Genomic DNA, 21,511 nt, shown 5'->3' with positions numbered 1-21,511 from the left:
CGATCGTAGCTCAGTTGGTTAGAGCACCGGTTTGTGGTTCCGGGGGCCGTGGGTTCGAATCCCATCGTTCGCCCAAAAGCTTTCAAGAAATTGAAAGCTTTTTTTTATGCCCAAAATCTTATAAGTACTAAGTCAAAAATAAATCTTAGTTAATTCTAATTTATTTTTTGTGAGTACAACGCTAAAAAACGTTTGAATAGTGGTTCTATTTAGCGTTTTATGAAGGAAGTAATCGGAAAACAAAAAATAGAATTAGTATTAGATAATTTTGAATTTGTACTTAAAATAAAAAAAAGGCACAAAAATGCCTTTTAGTTGATGATAGTTGTTTTTAGTGGATAAAAACATGTTTAGCTGGCTATCTGATGTTTTTTATCACTCATTATTATAGAAATATTGAGCTCTACATCTTCAGCTAATGTTTCAATGTCTTCATATAAGTCATCATCATTTTCAAATACATACCATTTCAATGATATTTCTTTGTTTTCGTGCGTCCATTCTTTTAATGTAGCAAGAATGTTGTAAATGCCCTTTGCCGATGGTGTATTAAAGTAATTCACACCAAAAGTTAATGCTAGGGTTTTGTTTTCTTCCAAATACTCATTAATCCAATTTGTTACTTCTTTGTATAAGTAAAATGCATTTTCATGGAAGGACGCACCAGTTATTTCCCCTTTACCATTGTCTGCATTGAGAAAGATTTGTGGTATTTGCTTATTTTGTAAAGAAGCGTTAATTGATAAATTTTCCATTTAGATAGTTTCGTTAGTCTTACAATCGAATTACACAAGTCAATGATTCTCATTGAGTTATTAACAATAATAATGTAAAACCTACACTTATACAATTATTTCATTAAAAAATTATAAGAAATTTCAGTTTTTTGTTAATAAACCCTTCAGAATCTCTAATCCTTCACTTCCTCCTTTCTCGATAAGATGGATATTTCTTAAGTCTGCATTCGCAGGTATCTTAGGATCAATTAAATAGGATTTACAATGAGCAGGAGTGTAATGAATAAGATTGGCTGCAGGGTAAACTTGTAATGAAGTGCCTACTACGATGAATATGTCACTTTGCTCGGTGATTTCAACGGCAGCTTCCATTAAAGGTACATCTTCACCAAACCAAACAATATTTGGTCTTAACTGACTTCCTTTTTCGCATTTATCTCCTAATTTAATTTCATCATGTTCCATTTCATAAACCAAGCTTTCATCTAGCGTACTTCTTGATTGAAATAACTGCCCATGTAAATGAATAATTTTACTTGACCCTGCTCGTTCATGAAGGTTGTCTACATTTTGAGTAATGACGGTTACATCATAATCCTTTTCTAATTCTGCTAATAGGAGATGACCTTTATTGGGTTCTGCTTTTTTTGCCGCTTTTCGTCTCTCATTATAAAAGTGAAGAACTAATTCTCTATTTCTACTCCAACCTTGTGGAGATGCAACTTCCATAATATCGTGTCCTTCCCATAGGCCATCACTGCCTCTAAAAGTGGCGATTCCACTTTCTGCAGATATACCTGCGCCAGTTAAAACGGTAATTTTTTTCCTTTTCATGTTAATTTCTCTCTAAACGTTATAAAATAGATGTGCTTTTGTCGTATAAAGAAAGTAATATTGTCAGAACTTTTTAAAGAACATAATTTATTTTACGATGAAAGCTTGGATCCAGGCCTTTAGATTACGAACACTTCCACTCGCATTATCAAGTATCATTCTTGGTAGTTTGCTAGCATATAGACAATTAGAAGAGTATTTCAGTTTTGAAATTGTAGGTTTGTGTGTTTTAACTACAATTTTTTTACAAATACTATCCAACTTAGCAAATGATTACGGGGATTCAGTGCATGGAGCAGATCATGAAGAGCGAGAAGGTCCCTCAAGAGCAGTACAGTCTGGAGCCATTTCATTGGGTGCAATGAAAACGGCAATGATCATTTTTAGTGCGTTGTCTTTATTTTCAGGTTTGACCTTATTATATATAAGTCTATCCTCATGGACGGAGTTCTTCTACTTCTTAGGTTTAGGAGTCTTGTCAATCATTGCGGCAATAACGTATACTGCAGGTAAGAAACCTTATGGATACGCAGGTCTTGGAGATTTGAGTGTTTATATTTTCTTTGGATTAGTAGGAGTGATTGGTAGCTATTATTTACAGGTGAAAGAGTTAGATGTATTGTTGTTGTTTCCTGCATCTGCTTGCGGATTATTGGCAGTAGCAGTACTCAACGTGAATAATATAAGAGATATTGAATCAGATATTAAGGCTGGTAAGAAATCTGTTCCTGTTCGTATTGGAAGAAAATGGGCAGTTTTATACCACTGGACCTTATTATTCTCAGCAATGGGATTAGCGTTACTTTATGTTTCCTATAATTTCGAATCGCCTTTACAGTGGTTGTTTATTTTAACTTTTCCACTTTTGAGAAAAAATGGTATGGCAGTGACAAGATTGGATCAGCCATCAGAGTTAGATCCCTATTTAAAACAAATGGCAATGTCTTCTTTACTATTTTCATTGACATTTGGTATTGGACAACTACTACCTTTATATATAGATTTAGGGTTATAGGTGCTTCATTCTAAATAACTCTTAAAGATTGAAATAACAGAAACAGCATTAAGTTTTTATCTTAGTGCTGTTTCTTTCTTTTAAAAGTTTACTTTGGATATTCTATGTAGAAAACTGAAGTATAAGTACCAAGACAAAATTATATACCACTAATTCCATTTATTGTTTTGCGATTACTGCCTTCAAAAAACTTTAAATAGAACCACTATTTATACGTTTTTTAGCGTTGTACTCACAAAAAATAAATAAGAATTAACTATGATTTATTTTTGTCTTAGTACTTATCAGTAATTAATTTTTATAAAATTCAATGATAAGACTTATAATATTGACTATTCTATTTCATGATTAATTCTTTATCAAACACTTTCTCTTTTTTTATTTTGATGTAAAGGAATAATGCTATAACCCCAAAAAATAATTCGCCAATCATAGCAGCTACCAAACCATCTGCTGGTTTTCCATCTAAGAAATAACTCAATAACCGACCTAGCCCGTAAGCATTAAATAGTAATGCAGATAAAAATAGAGCGTTAGAGCGCCAATTTGATTTGAAAATGCCTAAGATGATAAAGAAAGTAGAAAAGAATATTGCTGCACCCGGAGCTCTTGTTTCACTAAAATGACTTGGGCTTTCGATAATAATATCACTTTGAGCTTGTAATGCTGCAGGAGAGAAGAGTAAGCTGCCGCCAACATAAAGTCCTACAATAGCACTTAGAGAAAGGAATACTGTAATAATAGTTGAATTTTTCATTTGAATCAGATCTTTAATTTTTTACTAATTCAAAGGTACAGTCATCGCTTTTACTTCACTTGTTTGAAAATAATTCTGATTTGTTTCAAAAAAATTATATCATCATTGCACTTGGTCGGCAGCCATATTGTTTTTGAAATGCATTGGAAAAAGAGCTCAAACTATCATAGCCCACAAACCAAGCGACTTCCTGTACAGTCATGTTATTGTCTTTAAGAAGTTGATAGGCTTTACTGAGTCTTTGTAGTTGTAGGTACTTAAAGACTGGGACACCAAATAACATTTTGAAATTTTTATTGAGCTTATTATTATTCATTCCTACAAGTTTGGAAAGTTCAGAGAGCGTAGGGGGTTTGTTCATGTTTTGAAGGATAATTTCCTTGGCCTTAAAGAGCTGCTCTTGGTCTTCTTCTGTAAAAAGAACTTTTGGTTTTTCTTCGATTTGTGAGAAATAATGAGAAAGTAATTCAAGGACCTGACTCTTCAGAAACAGTAATCGGGTAGAATTTTGAAATGGAGTTTGGAAAATCTTTGAAATCGTAAGATGCATTTCTGCATTCATTGTCACTTTTGCCCCTAGTTCAAAAGCATTGGGGGAGTGTAGCAAATTAGAGAGATAAGTTACAAAAAGTGATTTCTCCTGATCCTGTAACTGATTAATATGCTCGACAGTAGAGAAAATACTGACAGAGTGCAAAGGTTCTTTTTGATCGATTTGATGAGAAAACTTTACCGTATTATCTCCATAAAAAGACATGGCCATTCCCTTACTACTCTCTAATGTTTGTTGACCATCACTATACTCCACTTTTATTTTTACATTGCCAGAATCATAAAAGGAGATACCTATCATTTCCTGATCGAATTGACATTGATAGACTTCAGCTTCTTTAGCATCGGTGGAGTCTGTTAGAACCACAAAATTATTAATTTCAATGATGTCAGTTGTCATACAAATAATTCTCTTTTTGTCTTGATGCTTATAAGTTCAGATTCGCAATTTTTATCCGATCATTAATTCTCCTCTTTCAAAGAATAATTCCTAATCAATGAAAATGAGCATTTGTCTGATAAAGTTTATCTTTTACCTTTGAGCTCACTTCTTTTTGAAGGACAAAAATATATTGATTCAAAATATTAATACCGAAGATATGAAATCGAAAAAAGAACAACTAGAGGAATTAGAAAAAGAATTAGAACAACATTTAGCTACCTTAAACCAAGACCTAGAGGTCTTACCTTCCTTGAAAAAACAACAAAAGTTTGTGAAGAAAGCCAAGGAATTGGAAGATAAAATCAAGGCTTTAAAAGAAGGGTGAGTTTAATGCGAGTATTCTAATGGAATTGGTATTTCTTAGTATAAAGTATCATACCTCCATCTTCAGAAAGTTAGAGTGTAATGTGATTGTGCTAATATTGAAAGTAAAATAAATTATTTTAATAGAAGTAATTAATGCTCCAATTAGATTGTTTGACAAACTAATGTCATGTTCATTTTAATTTATAAAAAAGGATTGAGCTTAGAGCACAATCCTTTTTCTTTGTTCTTGTGATTTCAAATGATTTGTACCTGATTTAGATTATTGTTTCTTCTTTCTCAATCGGGTAGGATCAAAAAGCTTCTCACCATTGTAGAATTTATTCAATACCTGAGACCCATCCCAAAGAATTTTAATCTGATCGGCTTGTTTAACAGGGTCCCTAGGCATAGGGTCTGGTAAATCACTTCTCAACCTAATTCTTTCCAGGAGTTCCTCTCTAGGTGGCATTTCATTAAACCTATTTTTAAAACCTGGTAAGTACATATCCGGTTTTTGGATCTTACTTGGAGGTAATACATTTGAATTATGTTTGGCATTATAGATGATGTTTTCTACTTCGTTATCTTGCACAAAGTAAATAGACATCGAAGGGCAGGAAGATTTGTTAAGGGCGTAAATATGTTTTTTGTCTTCTGTTAATTGGAAGAACCTAGTCATGCCATTACCTTTTACATCTACTTTATAAAGTTCGTTATCCTCAAAATGTGCAATGATTTTTTTACCTTTTACTTGGTTGAAGTTTTCAATTGTATCTTCAGAAATAATAAAGCCATTTCTATTCAAATACAATCGCTCAACACCCTTAGATGTGATATCTGTTCTAATTGTTGTTGCTGTCATTTGCGACTTCTGAGCCCAAATTCTAGGATCATCATAGAAATAAATCATTGAGTCATTGTAGAAGTAAACTAACGAGTCACATCTTGATTTCATGTCGTGAGACCACATCGCTACATTATGGTAGGCATATAAAGTATTTTCTTGCGTAGTAGTATCGTTAATAGAGTGAAGTGTATCAGCGGCTAGGTAATACATATCCATCCAGTTTCCTTTGATAGGTTTCGACATTAGAGCGTCGCCATATGCAAATGTTGAACTGTCTTTGTGGATAACGACATCTGCATAGATCATTGCAGTGTCTTGCTTACTGAAGAATACTACATTACCAAAAGCTTTACTGTCTCCTGTATCTTTATTAGTGTCAATTTTATCACCGATCAGGATGTACTTTTCATTCTCAACAACAGCAGAACCTTCAAAGTGTACCATACCATTGCCATTGTTGTACGTGCCAGCATTTGCAACTACATCTCCATCTTTACTAGTGATGGTTGTACGTGTATTAAATGTTGAGATTTTAGTTTCTCTGTCATAGATTAATTTTTCTGTTTCGAGGTGTTGAACCTGTACAGAGTCATCCATGACCACATCTTTGATAAAGATTAATTCTTTCTTTTGAAGATAACCTTCAATAGATGTTAGGACCATTGACTCTTGAATAACTTTACCACCTGTTAGGTATTTAGCTTCTTTAGTGGCAGTATAGTAATACAGCTTGTCAGTGGTTAATGTAACGTCTTCATCTATCAGTTTTACAATTCGGCCAGTAATTACTACTTCACCTTTTGTTTTTCTATAGTCAAGTTTGTCACCGTATATTTTAGTTTTTTTGTCAACAACAATCACATTACCCGTAGCAACTACATCTTCTGTCTTACTATTTTGACGCGCTTCATCGCAATAAATAGTTGTTGATTGTTGAGTTAGTATTACCCTTTTTCCAGGGGCACTGTAAAAAACTCTATATCCAGGGATACCTTTAGATCTAGCAGCTTTTATCCTAACTTTATCTTCTTGCTGTCCATAAGATTGAAAACTTTGAAGTAAGGAAATCAAAATAAAAATGCTAAATAAAATCTGTTTCTTCATTGTATTTTTGCTGCTTAAAAATGTGATCACAATTTAGTGAGAGAAAGATTACTCAATTAAAAGCGGTGATCCATGTTTTGTAGACTATTCAGTAAACATTACAAGAATGCAAATTTATCCTAGTTGCGTCTAAAAACAATATTTCGTGTGCTTTTAATGGAAAAATATTTGTAATTAATTTGACTCCAAGCGGTAAAATTTAAGTTAGCATAATAAATAAGGACTGAGATAAAAATAATTCGCATTAATTCTTAATATTGTTTTATGATTACTTCTTCTAAAAAACATCAAACAAAACAGTCTTTTAGAGATGGGATCTTTGGAAATACTTAGAATTTCTTGTTAATTATTTTTGACCAAGTGCTTACTTGTATATGATAGACATTCGTAAAACAGTTAATGACCAATTTTTAACTTTTCTTAATCGAATCGGCGTTCAAACCCATAAAAATAAGCTATTATTAGCATTTAGTGGGGGTGTAGATTCAGTGGTTCTTGCCTTATTACTCAAGGTAAATAAAGTTGATTTTGCATTGGCACATATGAATTTTCAGCTAAGAGGAGAGGATTCAGAACAAGATGAACAATTTGCAAGAGATTTTGCGAAGAAGATGAACGTTCCAATTTTTGTTAAGAAAGTAGATACAGCCAAAAAAGTTGAAGAAGATCAGCAATCCATTCAGATGGTAGCTAGAAAGTTGAGGTATGATTGGTTTCAGTATATTCTTAAAGAAAATAATTACGACTTCATTGCTACAGCACATCACAAATCTGATCATTTAGAAACAATACTTTTTAATCTAACTAAAGGGACTGGTATTGAGGGTCTTCATGGAATACTACCAAAAAGAGGTAATATCATTCGTCCACTTTTATTTTTATCAAAAGAGGAAATAATACAAATTGCTCAAGAAAGTAAATGGGAATGGAGAGAAGATCAATCTAATCAATCTACTAAATATGCTAGAAATAAACTGAGACATTTAGTAATTCCAATTTTAAAAGAAATAAATCCATCGGTTGAGAAAACAATTCAATTATCATCAGAGTTATTTTATAAAGTCGAACAAAACCTATTTTATCAGCTCGAAATCTTTAAAAAGAAGTATGTCAAGGAGTCGGAAGAAGAGATAAGTATCACACTTAGAGATATTCAAAGTATCGATGAGATTTTGCTGTTTTATTATCTAAAACCTTATCAGTTTGATTATAATACAGTGAAGGATTTATATCAAAATAAAGATAAATCTTCTCTAGTCTATTATTCAACGAATAAAGTGATGGCACTTTATACGACTCAAAATGATACAATATTAAAGGAGGTTGCTGATCATGAATCTGATTTTAGCTTGGCTACTAATATTACAAGTGAGGAAAAAGAATTCTTTCATAAGCATAATAAAGTAGTCGTTGTGGAAAAGCAGATTCATTCAGTAGATGAAATGAGTTTGGATGATATCTACATTCCAGAAAGTCTGTTTCCTCTAACAATCAGAAATGTAAAAAAAGGAGATAGAATTAAACCTTTCGGAATGAGAAATGGAAGTAAGAAAGTTTTTGATTTATTACAGGATGAAAAAATACCACAATACTTGAGAAGTGAAATTTTAGTTTTGGAATCCAAGGATGGAGAAATATTGAGCGTTTTGGGAATTAGAAATTCAGAAAGTTTGAGAATAACGAATTTTCCTTGCAAATTGATGATGATTTCTATAGAAAAGCATTAATACTAGATATACGTTCATGTTTAATATCTTCAAAAAGACATATAATAACGAAGAAAGAACACTTTTCGATTTTATGAGAAGAGGCATCTTGTTTTCCAAACTAACAGACGATGAACTCTCGAAGTTTACTCCTCATTTACACCTTAGACACTATACTAAAGGGGAAGTGATATTTTTTAGAGATGACCCAAGTCAAGCACTGTATCTTATTTCTAGAGGTATCGTGACTTTGAACATTGATATTGAAGATAAATTTGAAGATTTAGTTCACCTAAAGGCTACGGAAACTTTTGGTGATAACGCAATTTTGGAAGGTACAAACCGTCCTTACAATGCCGTTTGCTTCTCAGATCACGCCGATGTTTATGTAATTCCTCAAGCAGTAATTCACAATATTTTTGAGGAAAACAATAAAATCAAAGCGAAAATGATGACAAGCATGGCAGAGATATATGACAGGTTTACAGCTCATTTGTTCCGTGCTTATAAAGAATCATTTGGATTTTTTGACCTTGGAAGAGCTTTTATGCCGTTTTAAGGTGAATTTTATCACAAATAAAACATGACAAATGTCATATAAATCAGATGTTTTTTATATTTTTGCGTTACAACCTATGAGTTGATCTTTGTTCCTTTTAATAAAGGTTAATTGATATTTAGTATGAACAGCAAGAATTTAACAAACAACGGAGCACTCTACAGAAGATTTGGAGTAATTACTGTCTACGCAGTATTTTTCTTAATTCTAGTGGGAGGGATAGTGAGAAGTACGGGTTCTGGAATGGGATGTCCCGATTGGCCTAAATGTTTTGGTACTTGGGTGCCACCAACAGATGTCAGTCAGCTTCCGGAAGATTATAAAACAGTTTTTGCAGTTCAGGGAAGAGAAATTGCAGACTTTTCACCGATTAAAACATGGATTGAATATGTCAATCGCTTAGTGGGAGTATTGATTGGATTCTTCGTTTTTCTAACATTAGTTTTTTCTTTCTCTTACAGAAAGGAAGACCCAGTTGTGACTTGGTGCTCATTTACAGCATTTGTTCTTGTTGGGTTTGAAGGATGGTTAGGATCAAAAGTAGTATCATCAGATCTACATCCTGTATTAATCACATTACACATGTTGGTCGCACTAATCATTGTTGGTGTTTTGATCTACGCTGTAGCAAGATCTCACAAGAAAGAATTGACCTATAAAGATCCACATAACATCAAGACCATCAATAAATGGATGATTGGGATTTTGATGTTGTCATTCCTTCAGATCATTCTTGGAACACAAGTAAGAGAGTCTGTAGATATCGTTGCAAAAAGTTTTGATGAGCAACAAAGAGAATTATGGATAGATCAGTTGGGCTGGACATTCCTAGTTCATAGATCTTTTTCAATCCTAGTATTGATCCTTAATATCATTTTTGTAAAACATATATTTTCTGGTACAGAAGTTAATCACCCTTCAAGATTCTGGTCTAAAGTAATGTTAGGTCTTTTTGGAGTTGTGATTGCATCGGGAGCTATTATGGGGCATTTCGGTATTCCAGCTTTCCTTCAGCCAATACATTTACTCTTAGGTTCACTAATCGTTGGATGCCAATTCTACATTGCATTATTAGTGAATCACTCTAAAGTTCTAGAGAACACTATATCTCATGACAATAAGACATTCAAACAAAAAAACGCAACAGCATAATATGTTAGTAGCAGAAGTAAAAGAAAAAGAGCAGTTGATAACACCGAGGAAGAGTCGGTTCAGAGATTTCTATGACTTATTGAAAGTAAGGCTTACAATGGTAGTCGTTTTCTCTGGAATCTTTGGTTATTTGTTGGGGACAAAAGATGCTTCTGCAATAGAAATTTTAGCATTAACCATTGGTAGTTTTCTAATTACTGGTTCTGCAAATACCATCAATCAAATTCTTGAAAAAGAATACGATAAGATGATGAAGAGAACTATGAATAGACCTTTGCCTTTGGGGATTATCTCAAGAAAAGAAGCAGCAATTTATGCGGCAGTTCTTGCAGTTTTAGGAGGTGCGATCATGTTTACCTTCTTGAACGCATACTCCACAATGTTATCCTTGTTGTCCTTAATCTTATATGCCTTTGTTTACACACCTTTAAAAAGGATTACACCTTTGTCTGTATTAGTAGGTGCATTTCCAGGTGGTTTCCCTCCAATGATTGGTTGGGTAGCAGCGACAGGGTTTATAGGTATAGAAGGGTTGATCTTGTTTGCAATTCAATTTATGTGGCAATTCCCTCACTTCTGGGCGATTGCTTGGGTGGCGGACAAAGACTACAAGAAAGCAGGTTTCAAGATGCTTCCTTTTAATGGAGACAAAGACGTAAATACAGCAATACAAATCTCGATTTATACTATGTTCTTGTTGCCAATGGGCTTCCTGCCTACACAATTTGGTGTAACTGGTCATATTTCTGGGATTATTGCAGCATTGGCTGGTGCAGGATTCTTATTCCAAACATTCGGCCTAATAAAAGATAAAACAGATAAAGCAGCATTGAAAATTATGTTTTCATCCTTTATCTACTTACCCATTGTTCAAATTGTATATTTAATAGATAAGATTTAAGAAACTATGTCGGCAGTAAATACACCTAAACGCCCTTTAAGCATGCATCCAAAGAAATTTGCGATGTGGTTGTTCATCGTTAGTGTAGTGATGATTTTTGCAGCACTTACAAGTGCATACATCGTAAGACAAGCAGAAGGGAATTGGTATACATTTGAATTACCAAACATTTTGTATGCAAGTACAGTTGTTATATTAGTAAGCAGTTTGACAATGCACTGGGCTTATTTAGGAGCCAAAAAAGATAATATGTCACAATTGAAAAGTGCCATTACTTTAACTTCAGTGCTCGGACTTGTTTTCTTGTTCTTACAATTTATTGGTTGGGAAGAGTTAGTAGATATTAATGTATACTTTGTAGGTAACCCATCGGGTTCATTTGTGTATGTTTTGACGGGATTACACGGTTTGCATATCGTTAGTGGTATTATTTATTTAGGGATTATACTAGTAGAATCATATAGAAATAAGATCAATTCATCATCTATCGTAAGAATGGAGATGTGTGCCAACTATTGGCATTTCCTTGGTGGATTATGGGTTTATCTGTTTGTTTTTCTACTTTTAAATCGCTAAAGAATGACAATCGTCATAAAAAAATAACACAAATGTCATCAAATAGTTGTTATTGTTAAAAAACGACCATTTATTTGTGTTAGGAAATATAATTCAAACAGACACTATAAAAATAACTTACAATTTTTTATGTCATCATCTACAACTTTGAAGAATCCCGTAGTTACTAAATGGGATGGTGGAGAGAGACCAATGAAAGCAACTTATGGAAAACTGATGATGTGGTTTTTCTTAGTATCGGATGCTTTTACATTCGCGTCTTTATTAATTGCATACGGTGTAGTTAGGTATATGCACCCAGCGTACGAAGGCCCTTACTCAGCTTTTGAATTTGCTACAAGTTCAGATAATTTTTACTGGCCTATTCCAGAAAAAGTATTCAATGCTTTCCCTGGATTACACGGAGTAGATGCTCCATTGATGTTCGTAGGTTTAATGACATTTATTCTTATCCTTTCTTCAGTAACTATGGTATTAGCTGTTGAGGCAGGAGAAAGAAAATCAAAAGCGGAAGTTGAGAAGTGGATGCTTTGGACAATCGTAGGTGGTATTACTTTCCTTGCTTGTCAAGCTTGGGAATGGTCTCACTTTATTCACGGTACTGATGAAGGTGTAATCAGAGATGGCGTTCAGATTTTTGGTGCTAACTTAAGAGAGAACCAATATGGTCCTCAATTATTTGCTAGTTTCTTCTTCTTTATTACAGGTTTCCACGGTATTCACGTAACAAGTGGTGTTATTATCAATATCGTGATCTTCTACAACGTAGTAATGGGTACTTACGAGGAAAGAGGTACTTATGAAATGATTGAGAAGGGAGGTTTATACTGGCACTTTGTCGATTTAGTGTGGGTATTCGTATTTACTTTCTTCTACCTTGTATAAGACAGAAAATTAGATTAAAAACCATTAAAGAATAAAGATATGGCACATTTTGATGCTTCAATGACACCTGAGCAAATCAAAGCAGCTAAAATGAAAACTGTAGTAAAAGTAACTGCAATTTTAGCTATCGTAACTATTATTGAATTTATCTTTGCTTTTGCATGGCCTGATGGCGCAAGCAGAACACCGTTAAATATTATTTTTGTTGCTTTAACTTTAGTGAAAGCAGGTTATATTATTTGGGAATTCATGCACTTAGGTCATGAAACAAAACTTTTAAAGTTTGTCATCTTATTCCCATTACTGTTTTTAGTATGGTTATTAGTAGCCCTTTTTGATGAAGGTGGAGCAGTTGTAACTGCTATTCAGAATTGGTAATCCCAAATTTTGGATAATATTAATCAATAATATGGTTTGATTTCTTCACCTTTGTAGAAATCAAACCATATTTACTTTTAGAGCACTATATCAATGAATAAACCTAATGCGAAAAAATGGATTTTTCTGTTTGCACTAATAGGAACTCCATTATTTATTTTCTTCTTCTTGAAGAACTTCGGAACGAACGAATACAAACTAGAATCACCAGAAGAACTTCAGGTGTACAACTTAAAGTCGGTAAATTGTACGCCTAATGAAATCAATGGAGTACATAGAATACCTTCATTTGATTTCATGAATCAAGATAGTGTGAGATTTACAAATAGAAATTTGGAAGGAAAGGTTTATGTAGCCGATTTCTTTTTTACGTCTTGTCCTGACATCTGTAAGGCGATGACATCAGGTTTATTAAGAGTACAAGAGCGTTTTAAAAACGAAGATAGATTAGAAATTCTATCATTTTCTATTGATCCCAATTACGATACTCCTCAAGTCCTAAAAGACTATGCTCAAAAAAATAAGATAGACACTAACAAGTGGAATCTTTTGACGGGAGATAAACAAACGATTATGGATCTAGGGCAATGTGGTTTCTACATTACTGCCAAAGAGGAAGCACTTGGTCAAAGTACCTCACTTTCACATTCTGATAAATTAATATTAGTAGATACTGAAGGAAGAATCCGAGGATTTTACAGTGGTACAGATCAGGAGGATGTGAAAAGATTATTAACTGAGATATCAATACTATTAACAGAAAAATAATGGAACAGGTAATAACAAACAAAAATGATAAACTACCGATGATTGTAATCGGGGTAGTTTCAGTTTTAATACCAATCGTTGTAGCATTACTACTTTTTATACCACAAACAGGTAAGTTGGGAGATCTTGATGTTTCCTTTCTACCTCACTTAAATGCAGTAATTAATTTTTCTTGTGCAGTAGTACTTCTTTTAGGAGCATATTTTGCCAAAAAAAGAAAATTAGAATTGCATAAACTAATGATGTACATTGCTTTTACTTTGGGAGCAATTTTCTTAGTATCTTACGTTATCTACCACTTCCAAGGTGGACATACTGTTTTCGGTGACTTGAATGGCGATGGGATCTTGTCAGAATCTGAGAAAGCAGAAGCAGGATCATTAAGAACAATATATATTGTGATACTATTATCTCATATTGTTTTATCAGCAGTAGTAGTACCATTTGTTTTATTGGCGATTTATTTTGCAATCTCAAAGAGATTAGATGCTCACAGAAAAATTGTAAAATGGACTTTCCCTATTTGGGAATATGTAGCCGTGACAGGTGTAATTGTTTATTTATTAATTAGCCCATACTATGCTTAAAAAGACATTTTTATCAATCGTTATTTCTCTACTTTCTACTGTAAGCATTTTTGCACAATGTGCAATGTGTAGAGCCACTGTAGAAAACAACATCAGTGATGGGTCAAGTGCAGTAGGCGCAGGACTAAATAATGGAATTTTATACCTTATGGTAATGCCATATATTATTATTTCTTCTATCGTATATCTTTGGTATAGAAAAACACAAAAAGAGAAACAAGCTCTTTCTATGTAATAATAAATATTGACCGTTTCAAAAAACTTCAATAAGTTCGCCTTGTTGAAGTTTTTTTTTGTAGTATTGGGTATTCCAATCGATTTTTTATGACAGCTAAGCAATTTTTTAGAAAAGTTTTCGGTGTAAAAAATAAAGTCATCGTTGGAGGTGTCTTTATGCTATTATCAGTCCTTATTTATCTTGTTAATATCGAGTTCTACAGTGATGATAAGTATGACTCTTATGTTCAAGATCGAATTGTTGATTTAAGTAAAAATGCCGATGATGCAATATATGAGATCAAGCAATCTCTGAAAGGTCAAAAAGGTGAAAATATTCAATTTAAATCCTTATTGTCTGTTGATTCTGACCCTACATATATTTTTAAAAAAGGAGAGCTGGTCTATTGGTCCGATAACAATCTAAAATTAAAATATATAGAAGATAAGTTATTCAACTATTTTGTTGAAGATGTAATTAAGAAGGAAGATTCTTACTTCTATGTTCGAAAATCCAACATTTTACTTTACAATCAAGATTATGAGATTTTTGTAATAGTTCCTCTTCTTATTAAATCAAACTATCAATCTATTATCCTTCCCGACTATGTCAATAAGTTCGTGTTTGGAAGTAAGCAACAACCTAAGCTAGCAAAATTTAAAGTCAATAGTAATTACAGGAATATTAATACGAAGTTAGATAAATATCTTTTCTCAATTGATGTGTCTAACAAAACGATTGTAGAGTTTTTCCCTTGGCAATCATTTTTGGTTTGTGTTTTACTTGCCGTTTTCTTTCTATTGTCTTCTCTTAGTACATATATTACTGAGAAAATCCTTGAAGGTTATTCTGTTTTCGTGATGTTGTCGGTCTTTTTAGTCGGAGTGGTTTTCTTGCATCAAGTAGTACTTGATATTATCAGTAATCCTCTAATTAAAGACGAATATAAAGTATTAGAGCCAATTCGAACTTCATTTGTAGGGTCATGGGATTCAATGGCCGTAATTTTACTGGACTTTATTTTTTGTTTATTGATTTTTAGATGGATCTCTAAAAACTTTAAATACCTCTTTTCTATTCGGTCAATTATTGAACTGGATTCAAGAGTGAAAATAGGACTTAGTGTGTTGATGATCATTGGTTATTTCTTTATTATCAACGGTTTTAAAGATGTCTTTGTCAATGTATTTGAAATAATATCGACTTATGAAGTAGAGCTCACCTTTTTTGAGATGAATACTCTTATCTTTTTGTCGCAATTGATTGCTTTGATGGGTTTCTTGATGATGGGATTAACAGCTCACTTTTTTATGAGATTGATCTGTTGGTGGTTAGATTTTTATGGAAAATCGATCGCTTTGTTAATTTCAATTCTAACGGTATTTATTCTTCAATTTTTCTTTGAGCCTTTTGATCTTATTTTGATAAACCTCGTTGCTATTTTTATTGGGGTTTCTCTCATGATCAAATCACCTAATCATTACGCTAGTGGTAGGTTTCCTGCAATTATGTATCTCATTTCACACATTGTTTTATTCTCAACAATGGGTGCAATAGTGATAGAAGGCGTTCAAACAAAGAAAGACGAAGCCTTTAAGCAAAAGTTTGCCTTAAAGTTGATGGATAATGATGACTTTGTAAAAACTCTTCTAGAAAAAACAATTGCTCAAATTGAAGAGGATAACAGTGTGATAGATGCAATGGCCTTTCTCAACAAACCCTATGGTATTGAAGTGTCCAAGAACATTAAATTAGAATTAGTGGAGTGGTTGGGCAATAGGTTTGACATCAAAGTCAATATGCTTTTTGATAATGGAGAAAATGTGTCAGGTGAATACGACTATAATCAGCTACTTAATGCTTTTCAAGAGAATAATGACTCTAAAATTTCATTGGGGTTAAATACTAAAATGGATCTTCAAAAAGGTACGTACAGTTATCTTTGTAATATACCAATTGTCGATAAATTTGAATCTACAGATACATTAGGATATTGTCTTATAGAGCTTTATCAAAAGTCAATTGGTGGTAAATACTTCAGGTCAACGTTATTAGATGAAGATTTTATCATAGGGAACTCTCAAGAAGATTATTCTTACGCTATCTTTTTTAAAGGAGAATTAATTTTCAGTGCGGGAGATTATAATTACTCCAATAACTTCTTAGAAGAGTCTTTTAAAGAGGGGACAATCTACTTACTGTCAAACGTAAAATTCAATGGATATGAACACCTTTTGTTACCTAATACCAATAATAGAATTGTTGTGATTTCCTCCAAGGAATTCAATTACCTCAATTATTTTAAGGCTTTTTCTTCCTATTTTACAGTGCTGGTATTTATAGTTTTCTTTACGTTCAACCTCACAAATTACCTTAGAAACCCCTTAGAGTATTCGAGAAGTTTCTCCACAAAAGTACAAATCTACCTGAACCTTTCGATTTTCTTTCCAATCTTCTTACTCGCCATAGTAATGGGTTCAGTAATGGTAACAACTACAAAAATGGAGGTTGAAAGACAGTACTTAGAGAAAGCTCAAATTGTGGCAAGTAACCTTTTCAAAAATCACGAGTTATCAAAAAATTACTCAGAAAATGAAACGATAAAGCTGGATGTTTTCATTGAAGAACTGTCTGATATTATGCAGGCTGATATTCGTTTTTATAACAAACAGGGGATTTTAAAATCGGCTTCTGATAATGAGATCTTTGATGAAGAAATTCTATCCACCGAAATTAACCCTCAAGCTTATGTGGGTATTGTAGAGGAAAAGAAGACAAGAGTTGTACTTAAAGAACAGATTGGTACTTTGGAGTATAATACATCATATATTGGTGTAAAAGCTTTCAATACAGGTAAGGTAATGGGGATTGTGAGTATACCGTTTTTCAAGTCATTGAATCGTTTGGATGATAGATCTTTGGAGGTAATTACTACCATCATGATGATATTTACGATATTATTCTTGACTTTACTTCCTATTGTGCACTATGCAGCTCAGGGTCTTTTAAGTCCAATTAAATTGATTATTCCTGAGTTGAATAGAATTACTTTGAGTAAGAAAAATGAGCCTATTCAATATAATGCCCACGATGAATTTGGTCAATTAGTAGGGGAATACAATAAAATGCTTGCTAAGCTAGAAGAGTCCAAAAAAGAATTGGAACAAAGCCAAAGAGAAAGTGCATGGAGGGATGTAGCAAAACAGGTAGCACATGAAATTAAAAACCCTCTGACTCCAATGAAGTTGTATTTGCAACAGCTGGAAAGGGTAGCACATACCGATGATAATCCGAAGCTGATGAAAGCTACTAAAATGCTTATAAATCAAGTAGATACATTGAGTGGTATTGTCACTTCATTCTCTTCATTTGCTACTATGCCTGTTCCAAAAAGAGAAGAATTTAATTTATCAAAAGTAATTCAACAAACCATTCTTTTGCATTCAAGTAAATCCAATATTCATTTTTCAGATACTCAGATTGGTGCTGATGTAATTGTCGAAGGAGACGAGAAATTAACGGCCAGAATTTTGAGTAATTTGATATTAAATGGAATACAGGCGATTGATGGAGATAAGGAGTCGAAAATTATTATTGACCTTTACGAAAATGGAGAAAAGGCAATTGTAACCGTGATTGATAATGGTAATGGAATTCCTGAAGATGTTCAAAATAAGGTTTTTGTACCAAACTTTACGACCAAAGAAACGGGTTCAGGCATTGGTTTAGCCGTAGCGAAAAGGGGAATCGAGCAAATGGGTGGAAGCATTTGGTTTGAAACAACCGAAGGTGATGGTACCTCTTTTTTCGTAGAATTTTTAATGGTCTAACCAGTGTTGAATATGATTCAATTGTTTGCTCTAGTTTCAAATGTACAACTGCGTAAAAGCTAGAAACTAACGCTTATACCAGGACCAATCATCCAGAAGAAGGTCTCTGCCTTTAAGAAATATCCAAAGCCAACATAAAGTGGTAAAGAGAGTTTTCTCCCAGGCCGTTGTAACGGGTGGACACTTGCCAAGGCGACAATTCCTAAGTCTCTATCGACATCGATATTGTCGCTAAGGTTAAAGGCGTTCAATGCTATTGATCCAACACCGACTCTATAAGGCCTAATTTTTCCAATGGTTCCTGGCTTAAAGAATTTAAATTGTGCAATGGCGGAAATACTAATACCACTAATACCCGATGAAATATCATCTTCATTAGCTTTCTTCACGAGTAGGCCGGCTGGGAAAGAAAGTTCTACATCAAATTGAGACTTTCTAGCGGCATAGATTTCTATTTTTTTAGTGTGTATTTGTTCAGAATATTTATCTTTTTGGTGTTTTAGATAAATTTCAATCTTGGACCAATCTTCTAGTCTATGAGTTTTTATACCTAAGTACTTGTTGAGTGTTATCAGAGGGTCACTACAGTTGTTTTTTTCGTAATTATGGTATCGAGGTGAAGAGCTACCAGGACAAATGACAATATTATCATCCTTTGCAATTTCAACTAATTGCCCAGCAGGTCCAATGACTCTGACGTCTAAGGTGATATACTGTTTACCATAAAGTAGTCCATCGTCAATCCAGTCAGGGTTAAATCGAAGGATTACATCCGTCATTGCCTTAAAATAAAAAATAGGTTTTTCTATTTCCGAGACAAGGCGAGGGGCATTTCCATAATCAATAGTGACAAAATCAAAATCTCTAGGAGATTGCTTTTCTTTGATTTTTAAGGATAGACCAGTAAACTCATCTCCATTATAAATTTTAAGCTCTTTTCTGTTGATATTTATCGGAATAGAAATCTGCATGGTTTGCATATTCTTTGTGATATTCACGGAGTCGATACTTAAGTTTCGAAGCCCATCAAACATAAAGCGAGCGTGTTGCATCTGTTCTCCTTCAAACTTAATCGCGACAGTTTCACCTGGGAATACATCTAAATTATCCGTCCAGTTTTTACCAGCATGTAACACTTGAACACTATTGATAATTGTTTTTGAATTAATGCTGAAGTTAGTAATAAATACAGGATCATCACCATCCTTAATATACAAATAACCGTCTTGGAAATTGTGGTAATCGTATACCCTTAAGGCACACATTGTCCGGTTATTACTTAAATTATTTTTAGTGAAAAGTTCAGCAACTAATTTCCCGCCTTTTTCCTCTTGTGCCTCAATTCTATAGGTTTTATTCAGTAGGAGCTTTCTATTTTGTTGAATCTGAATTTCTACCCCTTCTTGTCCGTGTTCTTCTGCGTCATAAATGACCTCACTTTTATCAGTAGAAAGGAAAGTAAGACGTGGAGCTTTGACCGTGAACCTTAAGTTTAGAGGAAGCGTTTCATATTGGGGTTTTCCAAACAAAAAGTTAGGGGCAAAGGTTTCAAGAGCTATTTCTGTAGAAAAAGTATTTAATGACTTTGGTAAAATACCAAGAAAAATTCTATTCTCTCTTCTAGAAACCCTCCAAGACATGAATTCCTGTTCGTGCCAAATATTGTCCACCCTGATGTTCATTGGTTGATTGGTCAATATTTCATATTCTTTTTCTTCGCCAATATATAATTCACGTACTTCACTACCTTTCTTGTCGATCAGTTCGACCGAAGTATTGGTGAAAGGCATTAGTTGCTGTTCATAGGTCAGTTCTTTTCCATCGGCCGTCCACAATGCAATAATCACTGCTGGGCGGAGCGTTGCAGTTGCTTTATTAAACTGAATACGAAATTTATAGATGTTATCAGCAACCGGTAAAGGGTAATCAACGACTTTGATTTCCGATGTGGGAATTAATTTAAGATCGACAATATTATCATCATTTTTTAGATAGACTCTAACTTCAAAAACCTGATCAATACTGTTAAAATGAAAAGGGAGTGTTTTTTCATTTCTTCTTTTTCGGTTGAGTATTATCCCATGAGATGTAAGATTAGTGATAGTAGTATCACTAATGATTTCAATATCTTTAATGTAATGCCCTACTTTTTGAGCGTGAGTATTTTCGCCCAACAGAGAAAAAAATAATAAAGCGAATATGAAAAAAATCCTTTGTGAGTTATTCATGCTATTAAACTTAGAAGCACTAAAGTTACATTAAAGACGCAATTAAATACAATATACAAAAAAGATTGAGGGGTGATATTGTTGATTTTATAGAATCTATTAGTAATTTAACATGACTTTAAATACGAAGAACACAATTGAAAGCCTCTCTTTAAGTGAAATTACACTTTTTTAAACAAATAAAAACAGTTTATCGCTATTGAAAAAAACTTTCTATTCATAAAGGATAACGTACAATTCGTTTATTAAGATGGAGTTTTTATCATAAAGAGAAATGGTGTAAGTTCAATAATTAAACTAACGAAATAGCTTATGGAAAAATCAACAATTGAAGAGATTAAAGAGCGATTCGATAATGACGTAGAACGCTTCTCTAACTTAGAGACTGGCCAAGTTTCAACAATAGATGCAACAATAAGCTTAGAACTAATAACTGAAGCTGCAAAAAATGTAAATACAGAAGCGAAAGAGTTATTGGATATTGGTTGTGGAGCTGGAAATTACACCCTTAAAATGTTAACCAAGATTGCTGATTTGAATTGTACACTTAATGACTTAAGCCTTCCAATGTTGGAAAGAGCAAAAGAAAGAGTGAGCAGTCAAACACAAGGTAATGTGACCGTATTGCAAGGTGACATTAGAACAGCTGATCTAGAAGAAGGGAAGTTTGATATTATATTGGCAGGTGCCGTATTACATCATTTAAGAGACGATAAGGATTGGGAAGAAACATTTACAAAACTCTTTAAGTTGTTGAAAAAGGGAGGGTGCTTGATGATTTCAGATTTAGTACTTCAAGAAAATCCCAATATTAATAAAATGATTTGGGAGAAATATGGTTTATACCTTGAGAGTGTTGGAGGTGTAGAATATAGAGAGAAAGTACTAGATTATATTGAGAAAGAAGATTCTCCTAGATCTATTACGTATCAATTAGAGTTGATGAAGAAAATAGGTTTTTCTTCTACAGAGATTTTACATAAAAATTTGTGTTTTGGAGCTTACGGCGGAGTAAAATAAGTCAATAACTAAATTGTGCCAAAGTAATTATTCGTGACTCTTATTTTTCAGTTATTTTATTTTTATATGGTATTGAATATTATATCATTTCTTGTAGTTGATTTTGGTCA

Annotated in this window: 20 protein-coding genes and 1 tRNA gene; 15 read left to right on the top strand and 6 right to left on the bottom strand. The window is 33.3% G+C overall.

Annotation, left to right across the window (positions count from 1 at the left end; all coding sequences use genetic code 11):
- Nucleotides 1–73 (top strand) — tRNA-His (locus tag IC221_RS12155).
- A 277-nt stretch (nt 74–350) separates the two neighbouring features.
- Here IC221_RS12155 and IC221_RS12150 read toward each other — a convergent pair.
- Both IC221_RS12150 and IC221_RS12145 read right to left on the bottom strand, forming a co-directional pair.
- Entirely contained in the window at nt 351–755 is a 405-nt protein-coding gene (locus IC221_RS12150) for a DUF1987 domain-containing protein (RefSeq protein ID WP_188169228.1), read from the bottom strand.
- Between the two features lie 123 nt (nt 756–878).
- A complete protein-coding gene (locus IC221_RS12145) occupies nt 879–1,571 on the bottom strand; it encodes an NAD-dependent deacylase (protein WP_188169227.1) in 693 nt (230 codons plus the stop codon).
- Between the two features lie 97 nt (nt 1,572–1,668).
- Between IC221_RS12145 and IC221_RS12140 the strand changes: the two genes are divergently transcribed.
- The gene (locus IC221_RS12140) at nt 1,669–2,586 is read left to right on the top strand and encodes a 1,4-dihydroxy-2-naphthoate polyprenyltransferase (RefSeq protein ID WP_188169226.1); all 918 of its coding nucleotides are present in this window, start codon (nt 1,669–1,671) and stop codon (nt 2,584–2,586) included.
- Nucleotides 2,587–2,923: 337 nt separating this feature from the next.
- Here the strand turns inward: IC221_RS12140 and IC221_RS12135 are convergent, their stop codons facing one another.
- Both IC221_RS12135 and IC221_RS12130 read right to left on the bottom strand, forming a co-directional pair.
- A complete protein-coding gene (locus IC221_RS12135) occupies nt 2,924–3,343 on the bottom strand; it encodes a DUF4345 domain-containing protein (protein ID WP_188169225.1) in 420 nt (139 codons plus the stop codon).
- Nucleotides 3,344–3,437: 94 nt separating this feature from the next.
- Nucleotides 3,438–4,295: an AraC family transcriptional regulator gene (locus tag IC221_RS12130; RefSeq protein WP_188169224.1), complete on the bottom strand. Its 858-nt coding sequence runs from the start codon at nt 4,293–4,295 to the stop codon at nt 3,438–3,440.
- Nucleotides 4,296–4,494: 199 nt separating this feature from the next.
- Here IC221_RS12130 and IC221_RS12125 point away from each other — a divergent pair, with 199 nt between their 5' ends.
- On the top strand, nt 4,495–4,662 hold the full coding sequence (locus IC221_RS12125) for a hypothetical protein (RefSeq protein ID WP_188169223.1): 168 nt from the start codon (nt 4,495–4,497) through the stop codon (nt 4,660–4,662).
- A gap of 261 nt (nt 4,663–4,923) precedes the next feature.
- Here the strand turns inward: IC221_RS12125 and IC221_RS12120 are convergent, their stop codons facing one another.
- Complete coding sequence (locus tag IC221_RS12120; protein ID WP_188169222.1) at nt 4,924–6,594, bottom strand: OstA-like protein; 1,671 nt, start codon at nt 6,592–6,594, stop codon at nt 4,924–4,926.
- 374 nt (nt 6,595–6,968) lie between these two features.
- On the opposite strand from IC221_RS12120, the gene tilS reads away from it, so the two are divergent.
- The 11 genes from tilS to IC221_RS12065 all read left to right on the top strand — a co-directional run bounded on the left by tilS (nt 6,969) and on the right by IC221_RS12065 (nt 18,153).
- Nucleotides 6,969–8,321 carry a tRNA lysidine(34) synthetase TilS gene (gene tilS / locus IC221_RS12115; protein ID WP_188169221.1) on the top strand — a complete coding sequence of 451 codons (1,353 nt, stop codon included), beginning with the start codon at nt 6,969–6,971 and terminating at the stop codon, nt 8,319–8,321.
- Nucleotides 8,322–8,337: 16 nt separating this feature from the next.
- Nucleotides 8,338–8,859 carry a Crp/Fnr family transcriptional regulator gene (locus tag IC221_RS12110; protein WP_044203494.1) on the top strand — a complete coding sequence of 174 codons (522 nt, stop codon included), beginning with the start codon at nt 8,338–8,340 and terminating at the stop codon, nt 8,857–8,859.
- A 123-nt stretch (nt 8,860–8,982) separates the two neighbouring features.
- Nucleotides 8,983–10,011 (top strand): heme A synthase, encoded by a 1,029-nt coding sequence (locus IC221_RS12105; RefSeq protein WP_188169220.1) that lies wholly within the window; start codon nt 8,983–8,985, stop codon nt 10,009–10,011.
- Nucleotides 9,971–10,912, top strand: coding sequence for a heme o synthase (gene cyoE / locus IC221_RS12100; RefSeq protein ID WP_367397767.1), 942 nt, complete (start codon nt 9,971–9,973; stop codon nt 10,910–10,912). The genes IC221_RS12105 and cyoE overlap by 41 nt, the downstream gene beginning before the upstream one ends.
- Nucleotides 10,913–10,918: 6 nt before the next feature.
- Nucleotides 10,919–11,488 (top strand): cytochrome c oxidase subunit 3, encoded by a 570-nt coding sequence (locus IC221_RS12095; protein WP_188169218.1) that lies wholly within the window; start codon nt 10,919–10,921, stop codon nt 11,486–11,488.
- Nucleotides 11,489–11,617: 129 nt separating this feature from the next.
- Nucleotides 11,618–12,373 (top strand): cytochrome c oxidase subunit 3, encoded by a 756-nt coding sequence (locus IC221_RS12090; protein WP_044203500.1) that lies wholly within the window; start codon nt 11,618–11,620, stop codon nt 12,371–12,373.
- A 39-nt stretch (nt 12,374–12,412) separates the two neighbouring features.
- On the top strand, nt 12,413–12,751 hold the full coding sequence (locus IC221_RS12085) for a cytochrome C oxidase subunit IV family protein (protein WP_044203502.1): 339 nt from the start codon (nt 12,413–12,415) through the stop codon (nt 12,749–12,751).
- A gap of 93 nt (nt 12,752–12,844) precedes the next feature.
- The gene (locus IC221_RS12080) at nt 12,845–13,519 is read left to right on the top strand and encodes an SCO family protein (RefSeq protein ID WP_188169217.1); all 675 of its coding nucleotides are present in this window, start codon (nt 12,845–12,847) and stop codon (nt 13,517–13,519) included.
- Complete coding sequence (locus IC221_RS12075; protein ID WP_188169216.1) at nt 13,519–14,106, top strand: DUF420 domain-containing protein; 588 nt, start codon at nt 13,519–13,521, stop codon at nt 14,104–14,106. The genes IC221_RS12080 and IC221_RS12075 overlap by 1 nt, the downstream gene beginning before the upstream one ends.
- Nucleotides 14,099–14,341 carry a hypothetical protein gene (locus IC221_RS12070; protein ID WP_188169215.1) on the top strand — a complete coding sequence of 81 codons (243 nt, stop codon included), beginning with the start codon at nt 14,099–14,101 and terminating at the stop codon, nt 14,339–14,341. The genes IC221_RS12075 and IC221_RS12070 overlap by 8 nt, the downstream gene beginning before the upstream one ends.
- 89 nt (nt 14,342–14,430) lie before the next feature.
- Nucleotides 14,431–18,153 (top strand): ATP-binding protein, encoded by a 3,723-nt coding sequence (locus IC221_RS12065; RefSeq protein WP_188169214.1) that lies wholly within the window; start codon nt 14,431–14,433, stop codon nt 18,151–18,153.
- Between the two features lie 59 nt (nt 18,154–18,212).
- Here IC221_RS12065 and IC221_RS12060 read toward each other — a convergent pair whose 3' ends face one another.
- Nucleotides 18,213–20,327: a hypothetical protein gene (locus tag IC221_RS12060; protein ID WP_188169213.1), complete on the bottom strand. Its 2,115-nt coding sequence runs from the start codon at nt 20,325–20,327 to the stop codon at nt 18,213–18,215.
- Nucleotides 20,328–20,693: 366 nt separating this feature from the next.
- Between IC221_RS12060 and IC221_RS12055 the strand changes: the two genes are divergently transcribed.
- Complete coding sequence (locus tag IC221_RS12055; protein WP_188169212.1) at nt 20,694–21,401, top strand: trans-aconitate 2-methyltransferase; 708 nt, start codon at nt 20,694–20,696, stop codon at nt 21,399–21,401.
- The last annotated feature ends 110 nt before the right edge of the window (nt 21,402–21,511 follow it).

The organism is Flammeovirga sp. EKP202, from assembly GCF_014534745.1.
Lineage (GTDB): Bacteria > Bacteroidota > Bacteroidia > Cytophagales > Flammeovirgaceae > Flammeovirga.
Note: the sequence above shows the minus strand (reverse complement) of the source record. Positions and strands in the feature narration are given on the sequence as shown.